The following is a 12,166-nucleotide window of genomic DNA, read 5'->3' as shown; positions in this document are numbered from 1 at the left end:
CAATGTGGAAGCGAGCCTGCTCGCGATGACGCCAGCCCAGCCACCCTAGATCCCACAGAGCTCACGCAGCAGCCCGGTGTCCAGATGCCGCTCCACCAAATCCGCCAACCGTTCGATATCTCGCTCGCGCAAGCCGTGGTAATCCACCGTCTGTACGTCCTCCAGACCCGACCAACGCAGCAATGCACTGCTGGCTGCCGGCGACTCAAAGAGCCCATGCAGATAAGTACCAAAAATCTGCCCATCGCGGCTCTGGGCGCCATCGCAACGGCCATCGTCCAAGCACACCGCCGCATGTTCCAGGGCCGCGCCGACGGTGACGCCCGCGTGGATTTCATAGCCGCTGACCTCGGCGTCTTCCAGGTTCAGTCGCCCGCGGACGTTGCGCAGTTGCTTTTCGCGCTCCAGGGTCGTTTCGAAATCCAACAAGCCCAACCCGGCGCTGGAACCCGCCACGCCTTCCAGCCCGAGCGGATCGTGGACCTGCTGGCCGAGCATCTGCAAACCGCCGCAGATACCCAATAACTTGCCGCCGTAGCGCAAGTGGCGCTGGATGGCCGTTTCCCAGCCATTAGCCCGCAGGTAGGCCAAATCGCTGCGCACGCTTTTGGACCCGGGCAGGATAATCAGGTCGGCAGGCGGGATGGCCTGGCCAGGGCCGATGAATTGCAGGTCGACCTGCGGATGCAGGCGCAGCGGGTCGAAATCGGTGTGGTTGCTGATTCGCGGCAGCACCGGCACCACCACCTTGAGCACCTGTTCAGCCTTGTCGGCCTGGCGCTGGTCGAGGCCATCCTCGGCCTCCAGGTGCAGGTCCATTACATACGGCAACACGCCGATCACCGGTTTGCCAGTGCGCGTTTCCAACCAATCCAGCCCCGGCTGCAGCAAGGCGATATCGCCGCGAAAACGATTGATGATGAAACCCTTTACCCGCGCCTGCTCGCTGGGCGAAAGCAACTCCAGTGTGCCGACCAGATGGGCGAAAACCCCGCCACGATTGATGTCGGCGATCAGCAGCACCGGGCAGTCCACCGCCTCGGCAAAGCCCATATTGGCGATGTCCCCGGCCCGCAGGTTGATCTCCGCCGGCGATCCCGCGCCTTCCACCATGACGACCGGGTATGTCGCGCTCAAGCGCGCGTGGGAGGCCAGTACCGCTTGCATCGCGATGGCTTTGTAATCGTGATAGGCCACCGCGTTCATGGTGGTCACGGCACGGCCATGGATGATGACCTGGGCGCCCGTATCGCTGTTGGGCTTGAGCAGCACCGGATTCATGTCGGTATGGGGCTCGAGGCCACAGGCCTGTGCCTGGACAGCCTGGGCCCGGCCGATTTCGCCACCGTCGGCGGTCACCGCGCTGTTGAGCGCCATGTTCTGCGGCTTGAACGGCACCACCTTCACACCCTGGCGCGTAACCCAACGGCAGAGCGCCGTGACCAGGGTACTTTTGCCGGCATCGGAGGTGGTGCCCTGCACCATCAAGGTTGTCATCGAATGTCCTTGGCGTAGGCCTCGAAAGCCTGCTCGAGGCGCAGGAACCCGGCATCATCGGCGGGCAACCCGAAACGCAGGCTGCTGGTGTGGGTGAACAGGCGCAGCAGAATGCCGCGATGGGCCATGAATTCATACAGGGCCTGGGCGTGCGGGGTGACCAGCCACTGGAACAATGCGCAGCCGCCCTGGGGCTTGAAGCCGAAGCGTTGCAGCGTCGATGCCAGGCGTTGGCTGGTTTCTTCGCAGCGCTGTCGTTGACGAACCTGGGCCTCGGTATCCAGAAGACACGCCTCGCCCAGGACCCGGGTCGGCCCGCTCACCGCCCAGGGTCCGACTTGCTCGGCGAGCAGCTTGAGCAAACGCCGCTCCGCCAGGACAAACCCCAGGCGAACCCCGGCCAGGCCAAAGAACTTGCCAAACGATCGCAATACAATCAGCCCGACCTGATGGGCGTGGGCGCTGAGGCTCAGATGCGGTGTCATGTCCATGAACGCTTCATCCACCACCAGCCAGCCACCGCGCTGGGCCAACCGTGCGTGCCAATTCAGCAAGCGTTCGGGGCTCAGGCTCAGGCCCGTGGGGTTGTTCGGATTGACCACCACCAGCACGTCGAGGCTGTCGAGGAAAAAATCGACTTCCGTCTCCAGCACTTCGCGCACGATGTACCCGCTGCGGCGCCAGGCTTCGGCGTGCTCGGCGTAACAGGGCGACAAAACACCCACCTTGCCGGCCCGGCGCAGGCGCGGCAACAGCTGGATGGCCATCTGCGAACCGGCCACCGGCAACACGTGCGTCGCTTCGTAATAATCGCAGGCGGCCTGCTCCAATCCATCTTCGGCCTCGGGCAGGCGCGCCCAGGCCCGCAGCGGGATCGGCGGAACGTCGAACGGCCAGGGCGCCAGGCCGCTGGACAGGTCGAGCCAGTCGGCCTCGGCAATGCCATATTGCCGGGAAGCCTTGCGCAGTCGTCCACCATGCTCAAGCATAAAACTCGGCTCCGAGGCAGAGAATCAGCAGCCATAACCATACGCCGCGTTGCACCAATTGCCAGCCGCGATCAATGGAATCGGCACTGGCCGGCACGCCTTCGCCCAAGGGCGGACGTTGATGCAGCTCGCCGTGGTAGATCGCCGCGCCGCCCAGTTCCACGCCCAGCGCTCCGGCGCCGGCGGCCATCACCGGCCCGGCATTGGGGCTGTCCCAGGTTGGCCCCTGGGTGCGCCAGCATCTGAACGCCAGTCGGGTCTTGCCGAGCAACGCGTAGGTCAGGGCCACCAGGCGCGCGGGAATGTAGTTGAGCAGGTCGTCGATCTTTGCCGCCGCCCAGCCAAAACGTTCGAAGCGCTCGTTGCGATAACCCCACATGGCGTCGAGGGTATTGCTCAACCGATACAACACCACGCCAGGCGCGCCAGCCACCGCGAACCAGAACAAGGCGGCGAACACCGCGTCGCTGCCGTTTTCCAGCACCGACTCGGTGGCGGCGCGGGCCACGGCGTTTTCATCCAACTCGGCGGTTTCGCGGCTGACCAGATAACTCACCCGCTGGCGTGCCTCGTCCAGATCGCCACTGCGCAACGCCCGGGCCACTGGCTCGACATGTTCACCAAGGCTGCGCAAGCCGAGGGCGCAATACAACGCGAGAATGTCCACCAGCCACCCTACCAGGGGCGCCCAGGACAAGGCTGTGGCCAGCAACGTCAAGGGCAGCACGGCGATGATCCACGCCGTGACACCGTGACTGCGCCAGCCCCGTCCACCGGAGTTGAAACGCTGTTCGATACGATTGGCAAGACGGCCGAACGCGACCAGAGGATGCCAGCGCCGGGGCTCGCCCAGCAACGCATCCAGCGCCACCGCGGCGGCACTGAGCAACGCTACGCTCATGGACGCACTCCCCAGCGATTTTCATAAATCAGTTCCTCGAGCGGCCGCGGTTTCGCCCAGCCTTCCAAGGCGAGCATGGGCGCTGGGTAAAAGCCCTCGACCGGCCCCAGGCACAGAATCGCCAGGGGCTTTGCGCCCTCCGGCAGGCCCAACAGATCGGCCATGGCCTGGGGCTCGAACAACGACACCCAGCCCATCCCCAGCCCTTCGACGCGGGCCGCCAGCCACAGATTCTGGATCGCGCAGGACAGCGAGGCCAAGTCCATTTCCGGCAAGGTCCGGCGACCGAAAATGTGCCGCTCGCGGTCGTCCATCAACGCGGCCACCAGCACTTCGGCGCAGTCGTGGATACCTTCCACCTTGAGCTTCATGAATTCATCACTACGCTCGCCCAGGGCTTCGGCGGTGCGAATGCGCTCTTCTTCCACCAGGTTCTGGATTTCGCCGCGCAAGGCGCGATCGCTGATGCGCAGAAACCGCCACGGCTGCATCAGCCCGACGCTAGGCGCCTGGTGCGCGGCTTCGAGCAGCCGGCGCAGCAATTGCGGCTCGACGCTGCCGCCGATGAAATGACGCATGTCTCGGCGTTCGGCGATGGCGCGGTAGACGGCCTCGCGTTCGGCCTGGGAAAAAGTGCTGTCTGTCATGGCCGATTCGCGAGCAGGCTCGCTCCCACACTGGCAGGCGTCGTACTGGAGATCACACCATCCCCTGTGAGAGCGAGCCTGTTCGCGAAGGCTGCTTCTCGGTCCGGCGCAAACAAAGCGGCAGTCGCCCTCGGATTGGACGGAAAATAAAAATGCACGTACGAAGCCGTCATCCGCCCTTGTCGGAAAACCGCCTCCGCCCCTCGCCCGCCATTGGGGCTATGCCCACGGGCAATCGGCTCAAGCGTGGTGCTGGTCAAGGAATGATGATAGGTATGCCCGCGCAGGTTGCCTTCCGGCAGATCCACCGATTGCAGCGCGAGGGCCGCCAAGCGTTTTTGCATCTGCGCATCGCCGCTCAACATACCCACCAGTTCGGCGCGCGTGCCGTCGACGTCGGTGAGTGAATCGAGCAGATACAGCATGCCGCCGCATTCGGCGAGCAAGGGTTTATCGGATGCATGGTGGGCACGGATCGCCGCCAGCATGGGCGCGTTTTGCGCCAGGGCAACGTGGTGCAGCTCGGGATATCCACCGGGTAGATAGAGGCTGTCCGCCTCGGGCAATTGGGTGTCGTGGATCGGCGAAAAGAAACTCAACTGCGCGCCCATGGCTTGCAGCAGATCGAGGCTGGCGCCATAGGTAAAGGCAAATGCCTCGTCACGGGCCACGGCAATGCGGACGCCGTCGAGCCACCGCTCAACGGCCGTCAGTTCCGGCGCCGCGAACTCCACCGAAGGCGGCAATGCTACTTCACAACTGCCCGCCAGCGCCTCGGCGGCGGCATCGAGACGCACGTCCAGGTCATTCAATTCGCTGGCCTGCACCAGACCAAGATGGCGGCTCGGCAGCTCGATGCCGGTTTCCCGCGAAAGCGCGCCGTACCAGCGCAAGCCTTCGGTCAGGCTCCCTTCGAGCAATTGCGCGTGGCGCAAGGTGCCGACCCGATTGGCCAAGACCCCAGCGAAGGGCAAATCCGGCTGATACCGTGCCAGGCCCAAGGCCAAGGCACCGAATGTCTGGGCCATGGCCGTGCCATCGATAACCGCCAGCACCGGCACGCCGAAATGCCGGGCCAGGTCGGCGCTAGACGGTGTGCCGTCGAACAGCCCCATCACGCCTTCAATCAAAATCAGGTCCGCTTCTGCGGCGGCTTCCCACAACAACCGGCGACTTTCCTGCTCTCCGACCATCCACATGTCCAACTGATAGACCGGCGCGCCACTGGCTCGCTCAAGGATCATTGGATCGAGGAAGTCGGGACCACACTTGAACACGCGCACCTTGCGCCCCTGGTTGCGGTGCAACCGGGCCAGAGCCGCGGTGACGGTGGTCTTGCCCTGGCCTGAAGCCGGGGCGGCAATCAAGACCGCCGGGCAATGGCGGCTGGCGGTCGACACTCGGCTCACAGTTCGACGCCTTTCTGCGCCTTTATCCCGGCCTGGAAAGCGTGCTTGATCATGCCCATTTCGGTCACGGTGTCGGCCAGCTCGATCATCTCGGGCTTGGCGCCGCGGCCTGTCACGATCACATGTTGCATGGGCGGACGAGCCTGCAGATCACTCAAGACCTGATCCAGGTCGAGGTAACCGTGCTTGAGGGCGATGTTCAGTTCGTCGAGCACCACCAGCCCAATGGACGGGTCGCTGAGCAACTCACGGGACACCGCCCACGCGGCTTCGGCGGCGGCAATGTCGCGCTGGCGATCCTGGGTTTCCCAGGTAAAGCCCTCTCCCATGACATGGAAGCGCACCTGCTCCGGGAAGCGGCGGAAAAACAGCTCCTCGCCGGTGCTGTTGCGACCCTTGATGAATTGCACCACGCCACATTGCATGCCGTGCCCCATGGCCCGGGCCAGCATGCCGAACGCAGAACTGCTCTTGCCCTTGCCGTTGCCGGTCAGCACCAGCAGAAGGCCGCACTCGTTGGGCGAATTGGCGATGCGCTCGTCAATCACGGCTTTCTTGCGCAGCATGCGCGCCAGGTGGCGTTCGTCGCGATCGGGCGTGTCGGTCATGGGGGAGCTCTCCGTTGGGACTGGATAACGGCGGGCGGGCATAAAAAAGGACGGCAACGAGCCTGGCATCGCCCACCGTGATGCCGTTGGATGAATCAGGCCGGTCTCCGGGCTCATGAGCGGCGTAACGCCTGGCTGTGCGCCTTCCCATGTCATGCGACACAGTGGCCTATACGCAGCCTTGACTCATCTACCGTTGCGGGGGCAGCGCCGGGTTTGTGTGCACGCACCGGCTTCCCTGTTTCACCCTATCGGCCATTGCCATAGAGCACCTGAAACAAGCCGCGAAGGTTAGAGGGTTGGGGGTTGAGCGTCAATTAAAGCCGCGATGGGCAGCGCAATGGATATTGGCCGGGATCAATAAGCTGACGTCAATCTTGTGTGATCCTGCGGCAAGTGATATCAAAGAGACACTACGACCCGATATCACAAGAACAAGAGGGCAAATGCGATGCAAGGCATGATCATCAGCAATCCGAAACTGGAATTCCTGCGCCCGGTGCTGGAACGCTGGTTCGATTGTATCGACCGCTACAACGCCGTGCGCGGCGATAACGACACACCCTATTGGCACAATGAAAAAGCCAATCTCGGTCTGCTGTCGGCCGCAGCCTGGATGGCGGAGATGGTCACGCTGCAGGACGCAGCGACTCGCAAGCAGAATGAAGAAGGCGAACGTAATGTCAGCGCCGATCTGTTGATTGCCAGCAGCGATGAACGCGCCTACATCCAGAGCACGCAGCGCTGGCCGAAGGTCAACAACCTGAACCTGACCCAACCGTTGCTGGAAGCCACCAGCGACGCCAAGCGGATCAGCTACGCCAGCGACCTGAAACTGGGTTGCCTGTTCATCGCCCCGCAAAAAGCCCAGCAAAGCGCGACGCCAGAAGAGTTGCAGGACATGATCGATGACCTGCAAAAGGAAAACACCTGCGCCGTGGCCTGGTACTTCCCTTATGCCTACCGCAAGTTGCGCAACGAGGCCGGACACTATCACCCAGGGGTCGCGGTGCTGTTCAAGCAGGCTCATGGTTGATTGTGGCAGCGAGCCTGCTCGCTAGACGGGGGAGCAACCCGCATTTCACTGCCAGGTTGACCTGCTTTCGCGAGCAGGCTCGCTCCCTCAGGAAATTCGTTTGCCAGGCGGGTCGACCCACCGTTGAACCATCCCACGTCTACGCTTCTCTATGAGTAATCACATGCACTCATAGGGAAGTCCGCATGCTCAAGCCAAATCACCTGTTGATCGCCGCCCTTGCTACAGGGCTTGTCGCTTGCGGCGAGTCGTCGACATTGCAGGTTTCCGACGGCATCGGCCCGTCACCGAAACTGCCCGAGCCGAACAAGACCCTGATGCCCACGGTGAACATCGCTGAAGCCATCGGATGGCCGGACGGCGCCAAGCCAACCCCGGCCCCAGGCCTGAAGGTGGTTGCCTTTGCCGAAGGCCTGGATCATCCGCGCTGGCTTTACGTGCTACCCAACGGCGATGTGCTGGTGGCCGAAACCAACGCTCCCCCCAAGCCCGACGATACCCAAGGCATTCGTGGCTGGGTCATGAAGAAAGTCATGGACCGCGCCGGCGCTGGCGTCCCCAGCCCCAATCGCATCACCCTGCTGCGGGACGCCAATCACGACGGCGTCGCCGAAACCCGGACGATTTTCCTGGAAAACCTCAATTCCCCGTTCGGCATGACGCTTGTGGGCAATGACCTCTATGTGGCCGACACCGACCGGTTGATCCGTTTCCCTTACAAGGAAGGCGATACGCAAATAAAGGCGCAACCCACCAAGGTTGTCGATTTGCCCGGCGGCCCCCTCAACCACCACTGGACCAAGAACGTCATTGCCAGCCGGGACGGTAGCAAGTTGTACGTCACGACCGGCTCCAACAGCAACGTCGCGGAAAATGGCATGGACGCGGAAGAAGGCCGCGCGGCCATCTGGGAGGTGGATCGGGCCACCGGCAGTCACCGCATCTTCGCCTCAGGGCTGCGCAACCCCAACGGCCTGGCCTGGGAGCCTCGCAGCGGCGCCCTGTGGACGGCGGTCAACGAACGGGATGAGATCGGCAGCGACTTGGTGCCGGACTACATCACCTCGGTGAAGGACGGCGGCTTTTATGGCTGGCCGTACAGCTACTACGGGCAGAACATCGACGTGCGCGTCGAGCCGCAAAATCCCGAACTTGTGGCCAAGGCCATTGCTCCCGACTATGCCGTCGGCCCTCATACGGCTTCATTGGGCCTGACCTTCGCCGAAGGCAGCACATTGCCCGCGCCGTTTACAGAAGGCGCCTTCATCGGGCAACACGGCTCCTGGAACCGCAAGCCCCACAGTGGTTACAAAGTAATCTTCGTCCCGTTCAATGCCGGCAAACCCGTGGGCCAGCCCGTGGACGTGCTGACCGGTTTCCTCAACGCAGACGAAAAAGCCCAGGGGCGGCCGGTGGGCGTGGTGATCGATAAACAAGGTGGGTTGTTGGTGGCTGATGACGTAGGGAACAAGATCTGGCGGGTATCGAAAAATTAACGCTCAAACCGATCCCCGTGGCGAGGGAGCAAGCTACCTCGCCACAAGAGCGATCCAGCGTCGCAAAAAATCAATCGTCAGGGTCAGGGATTACGCGCCAGATGTTCCGGTTGCAACACCCGCTTGGCACCGAGGTAGGCCTTCTGCCAATAGGCCTTGGACAGACTGTCGAGCTTGACCGTGCCGCCGGTGGCCGGTGCGTGGACGAAACGTCCCTCCCCTACATAAATCCCGGCATGGCTGACCTGGGATCCACCATTGGTGGCGAAGAACACCAGGTCGCCCGTCTGCAACGCATCTTTGCCGACCTCTGGCGCGTGCATGCTGATCATTTCGCGGGTGGAACGCGGCAAAGAGATCCCGGCAGCGTCACGGTACACATAGCCGATCAAACCGCTGCAATCGAAACCTGAGTCCGGCGTGTTGCCACCCCAACGATAGGGCGTCCCCACCAAGCCCAGCGCACGGAAAAGCACGTCTTCAGCGGCGGGAGAAAAAGTCTGGGAGGGTGCGAATACCACTGGAGCCCGCACCGGCGCGGGCGGTGGGGTGCGACTGGCGCAGGCGCTTAGCAGCGCGGCAAGAACAATCAGAACGAGGCGGGCCGACGTCGACATATGCGGAACAATCCTGATCTGGATGCGGCTTTTCTGCCGTGGAGATGGAAACAAATCCGCCCGCGTAGTACGCAGGCGGATTGCCATCAATCAATGATCTAGGATTCTAGCGGCTATGGGACAAACTTCAAGTAAGACTTTAAGTTTGCCCTACAAACTGTGCGCTTACTTGCGAGCCGTGACCACGGTCGGTGCCATGGCAAGGGCACGCTTGGCTTCGATGAAGGTCTTGCTCCAGTAGCTGTCGCCCAGGCTGTCGATTCGCACCCCACCGCTGCGGCGGCTGCTGGAGTGGATGAACTGGTTGTCGCCCAGGTAGATACCGGCGTGACTGACCCGACCGCGACGACCATTGGTGCTGAAAAACAACAGGTCGCCAGGCTCAAGCTGGTTGCGAGCAACCAGCGGGGCATTTACGTTGATCATTTCGCGGGTGGAACGGGGCAGGTTCATGCCCGCCTCTTCACGAAACAGGTAACCGATGAAGCCACTGCAATCGAAGCCGGCCTCGGAGGTACCGCCAAAACGGTAACGAGTGCCAATCAAGGACATGCCGCGTTCCAGGATGCTGTCCGCCAGCACCGGAAGCTGATAAGGCTTGCTGCCGGCGAAGTCTGCCAGCTCTTTATCGGAGGCCACTTCTTCCTGGAACGCAACGGAGGAAGATTGGGCAGTTACAGAACTCTTGACTTGGGGTTGCTGCGCTTGCTGGGACACTGGAGAGTGGGCAGCGCAACCGAACAACAGGGTAACGAGTGCGAGAGGCACGAGGGGTGCGAAGCGACTGAGCATGGGCACGACCGTGGCTGAAGTAGTAAAGATGGCGAGACTATGCCTTCTATCAACCTCATTTGCAAATTCAATCGATGCAAATGTGACTTCTCGGTTTTGCGTTTACATCTAAGCGCTTAAGCCCATTTTGAACATCACGTGGCCTGCCGTTCAGCAGGACCGCGGGTTTTGTCGCATTCAGAGCAGGCCATCAGCCACTACGAATAGTGGTTCTACCATCCCAAGGTTTCTTTCAAAAAAGGAATAGTCAGCTTGCGCTGGGCCTGGAGCGATGCCTGGTCGAGGCGTTCGAGCAACTCGAACAACGCGCTCATGCTGCGCGTGCCGCGGGTGAGGATGAAATGACCAACCTCGTCGGTCAGGTGCAGGCCACGTCGCGAAGCACGCAGTTGCAATGCCCGTAGCTTGTCCTCATCGGAAAGCGCACGCATCTGGAAAATCAGCGCCAGGGTCAGGCGCGATTTCAGGTCCGCCAGCTTCACCGGCAATTCCCGTGGCGAGGTCGATGCGGCGATCAACAGGCGTCGGCCGCTGTCGCGCAGTCGGTTGAACAAATGAAACAGCGCCTCTTCCCAGTCCGCCTTGCCGGCCACGGCCTGCAGGTCATCCAGGCAGACCAGTTCGTACTGCTCGAGGTTGTCGAGGATTTCAACGCCGCGATCCATCAGTTCCGCCAACGGCAGGTAGACGGCCGGCTCGCCTAGCTGCTCGAACCGCAAGCAGGCGGCCTGCAAAAGGTGCGTGCGCCCTACTCCGTCCTTGCCCCATAGGTAGATCAGGCTTTCGGTCCAGCCAGCGTCGGCTTCGCAAAGCCGCTCGACATAGCCGAGTGCAGCGGCATTGGCGCCTGGGTAGTAGTTGATAAAGGTGGCGTCATCACGCAGACGCACACCAAGGGGCAGCTGAATCGGTTTCATGCTGACTGAACGGCTCCAAAGGAACCATTAGTGGCCTCTGTGTAAAGTTTGCAAAGTTTATACCCGTGACGCAGACCGCACAATGCGCCGGACCACGAGCAAAATCAAAGGTTTGCAGCGACAAGGGAGCGAAGCGTCAGTTCCCCTGACGTCCCGCCCTGGATTTAACCTACAGTTCGGGGTCTTCAACGCCGCTGTAGATGTCCGAATCCTTGTACAGATCGTGCATATGCCGCACCAGCACCATGATCACCGCCGCCACCGGCAGCGCCAGCAGGATCCCGGTAAAGCCGAACAGCTCGCCCCCCGCCAGGATCGCAAAGATCACCGCCACCGGATGCAGGCCAATACGATCACCCACCAGCAACGGCGTCAGCACCATGCCTTCCAGGGCCTGCCCGACCATGAACACCGCCACGATACCAACCATGGGATACAGGTCCCCGCCAAACTGGAAGAGTCCGGCGATCAACGCCGCGCCAATTCCAATGACGAAGCCCATGTAGGGCACGATGGCCGCCAATCCGGCGATCATGCCAATCAGCAACCCCAGCTCCAGCCCTACCAGCATCAACCCCGCCGCATAAATAAAGCCCAGCGCGACCATGACCAGCAGTTGCCCGCGCACGAACGCCCCCAACACTTCATGGCATTCGCCGGTGAGCGTCATGATGCGTTCTTCACGGTGACGCGGCAGCAGGCTGCGGATCTTGGCCATCATCAGGTCCCAGTCGCGCAGCAGATAGAAAGCTACCACCGGAATGAGCACCAGGTTCGCCAGCCAGCCGATCAACGCCAGGCTCGAAGCCGTGGCCTGGCTCAACACCACGCCGACGATGTCGGTGGTCTGTCCCATATGTTCGCTGATGGCCGCCTTGACCTTGTCGAACTTCCAGAAGCCATCGGCCAGCCCCAGTTTCGACTGCACCCAAGGCACCGCGGTGTGTTGCAGCCAATCAAGCATCTGCGGCGCCAGCTCATACAGGCGCAACAGTTGCTTGGCGAGCATGGGGATCAATACCAGCAACAGGGCACTGACGATCAAGGTGAACAGCGCGAACACCGCCACCACGCCCCACGTCCTGGACAAGCCGAGTTTTTCCAGGCGATCCACCACCGGATCGAACAGATAGGCCAACAGCAGCGCAACCAGGAACGGCGTGAGAATCGGGTGCAGCAAGTAGATAAACGCAATCAGCAGGGCGACCCCACCCAACCAGAACCAACGCCGCGTATCGCCCATGAACCACTCCTGAC

12 protein-coding genes and 1 riboswitch are annotated in these 12,166 nt (G+C 61.9%); of the genes, 2 read left to right on the top strand and 10 right to left on the bottom strand.

All coding sequences use genetic code 11. The annotated features are described in order from the left end of the window. Positions 1–45: 45 nt before the first annotated feature. From J3Q04_RS06895 to cobO, 6 genes are read right to left on the bottom strand one after another with little or no spacing between them, the layout of a single operon-like run. Positions 46–1,497, bottom strand: coding sequence for a cobyric acid synthase (locus J3Q04_RS06895; RefSeq protein ID WP_434607271.1), 1,452 nt, complete (start codon positions 1,495–1,497; stop codon positions 46–48). After that, positions 1,494–2,486: a threonine-phosphate decarboxylase CobD gene (cobD, locus tag J3Q04_RS06890; RefSeq protein WP_434607273.1), complete on the bottom strand. Its 993-nt coding sequence runs from the start codon at positions 2,484–2,486 to the stop codon at positions 1,494–1,496. The genes J3Q04_RS06895 and cobD overlap by 4 nt, the downstream gene beginning before the upstream one ends. Then, complete coding sequence (gene cbiB / locus J3Q04_RS06885; protein ID WP_434607275.1) at positions 2,479–3,387, bottom strand: adenosylcobinamide-phosphate synthase CbiB; 909 nt, start codon at positions 3,385–3,387, stop codon at positions 2,479–2,481. Before cbiB ends, cobD begins: the two co-directional genes overlap by 8 nt. After that, positions 3,384–4,034: a 5,6-dimethylbenzimidazole synthase gene (gene bluB / locus J3Q04_RS06880; RefSeq protein ID WP_434607278.1), complete on the bottom strand. Its 651-nt coding sequence runs from the start codon at positions 4,032–4,034 to the stop codon at positions 3,384–3,386. Before bluB ends, cbiB begins: the two co-directional genes overlap by 4 nt. Beyond that, positions 4,031–5,443, bottom strand: a complete 1,413-nt coding sequence (locus J3Q04_RS06875; protein WP_434607281.1) for a cobyrinate a,c-diamide synthase — start codon at positions 5,441–5,443, stop codon at positions 4,031–4,033. The genes bluB and J3Q04_RS06875 overlap by 4 nt, the downstream gene beginning before the upstream one ends. Next, the gene (gene cobO / locus J3Q04_RS06870; RefSeq protein WP_420767442.1) at positions 5,440–6,051 is read right to left on the bottom strand and encodes a cob(I)yrinic acid a,c-diamide adenosyltransferase; all 612 of its coding nucleotides are present in this window, start codon (positions 6,049–6,051) and stop codon (positions 5,440–5,442) included. The genes J3Q04_RS06875 and cobO overlap by 4 nt, the downstream gene beginning before the upstream one ends. Before the next feature lie 81 nt (positions 6,052–6,132). After that, a riboswitch (cobalamin riboswitch) is annotated at positions 6,133–6,342 on the bottom strand. Positions 6,343–6,502: 160 nt separating this feature from the next. Here cobO and J3Q04_RS06865 point away from each other — a divergent pair. After that, on the top strand, positions 6,503–7,087 hold the full coding sequence (locus tag J3Q04_RS06865) for a hypothetical protein (RefSeq protein ID WP_434560187.1): 585 nt from the start codon (positions 6,503–6,505) through the stop codon (positions 7,085–7,087). 185 nt (positions 7,088–7,272) lie between these two features. Beyond that, entirely contained in the window at positions 7,273–8,583 is a 1,311-nt protein-coding gene (locus J3Q04_RS06860; protein ID WP_434607284.1) for a PQQ-dependent sugar dehydrogenase, read from the top strand. A gap of 83 nt (positions 8,584–8,666) precedes the next feature. On the opposite strand, the gene J3Q04_RS06855 is transcribed toward J3Q04_RS06860, so the two are convergent. From J3Q04_RS06855 to J3Q04_RS06840, 4 genes are all read right to left on the bottom strand, one after another. Then, positions 8,667–9,200 carry a C40 family peptidase gene (locus tag J3Q04_RS06855; protein ID WP_434560191.1) on the bottom strand — a complete coding sequence of 178 codons (534 nt, stop codon included), beginning with the start codon at positions 9,198–9,200 and terminating at the stop codon, positions 8,667–8,669. Between the two features lie 165 nt (positions 9,201–9,365). After that, positions 9,366–9,992, bottom strand: a complete 627-nt coding sequence (locus tag J3Q04_RS06850) for a C40 family peptidase (RefSeq protein WP_420767446.1) — start codon at positions 9,990–9,992, stop codon at positions 9,366–9,368. Between the two features lie 212 nt (positions 9,993–10,204). After that, positions 10,205–10,909, bottom strand: a complete 705-nt coding sequence (gene hda, locus J3Q04_RS06845) for a DnaA regulatory inactivator Hda (protein ID WP_420767447.1) — start codon at positions 10,907–10,909, stop codon at positions 10,205–10,207. Positions 10,910–11,078: 169 nt separating this feature from the next. Next, positions 11,079–12,152 (bottom strand): AI-2E family transporter, encoded by a 1,074-nt coding sequence (locus J3Q04_RS06840; RefSeq protein ID WP_420767448.1) that lies wholly within the window; start codon positions 12,150–12,152, stop codon positions 11,079–11,081. Positions 12,153–12,166: the final 14 nt, after the last annotated feature.

It is taken from the genome of Pseudomonas sp. D4-21, from assembly GCF_051132125.1.
GTDB lineage: Bacteria > Pseudomonadota > Gammaproteobacteria > Pseudomonadales > Pseudomonadaceae > Aquipseudomonas.
Note: the sequence above shows the minus strand (reverse complement) of the source record. Positions and strands in the feature narration are given on the sequence as shown.

What these genes read in the sequence shown, in the direction of transcription:
- J3Q04_RS06895 (WP_434607271.1), bottom strand. Translation starts at nt 1,497, where the DNA reads ATGACAACCTTGATGGTGCAGGGCACCACCTCCGATGCCGGCAAAAGT.
- cobD (WP_434607273.1), bottom strand. Translation starts at nt 2,486, where the DNA reads ATGCTTGAGCATGGTGGACGACTGCGCAAGGCTTCCCGGCAATATGGC.
- cbiB (WP_434607275.1), bottom strand. Translation starts at nt 3,387, where the DNA reads ATGAGCGTAGCGTTGCTCAGTGCCGCCGCGGTGGCGCTGGATGCGTTG.
- bluB (WP_434607278.1), bottom strand. Translation starts at nt 4,034, where the DNA reads ATGACAGACAGCACTTTTTCCCAGGCCGAACGCGAGGCCGTCTACCGC.
- cobO (WP_420767442.1), bottom strand. Translation starts at nt 6,051, where the DNA reads ATGACCGACACGCCCGATCGCGACGAACGCCACCTGGCGCGCATGCTG.
- J3Q04_RS06865 (WP_434560187.1), top strand. Translation starts at nt 6,503, where the DNA reads ATGCAAGGCATGATCATCAGCAATCCGAAACTGGAATTCCTGCGCCCG.
- J3Q04_RS06860 (WP_434607284.1), top strand. Translation starts at nt 7,273, where the DNA reads ATGCTCAAGCCAAATCACCTGTTGATCGCCGCCCTTGCTACAGGGCTT.
- J3Q04_RS06855 (WP_434560191.1), bottom strand. Translation starts at nt 9,200, where the DNA reads ATGTCGACGTCGGCCCGCCTCGTTCTGATTGTTCTTGCCGCGCTGCTA.
- J3Q04_RS06850 (WP_420767446.1), bottom strand. Translation starts at nt 9,992, where the DNA reads ATGCTCAGTCGCTTCGCACCCCTCGTGCCTCTCGCACTCGTTACCCTG.
- hda (WP_420767447.1), bottom strand. Translation starts at nt 10,909, where the DNA reads ATGAAACCGATTCAGCTGCCCCTTGGTGTGCGTCTGCGTGATGACGCC.
- J3Q04_RS06840 (WP_420767448.1), bottom strand. Translation starts at nt 12,152, where the DNA reads ATGGGCGATACGCGGCGTTGGTTCTGGTTGGGTGGGGTCGCCCTGCTG.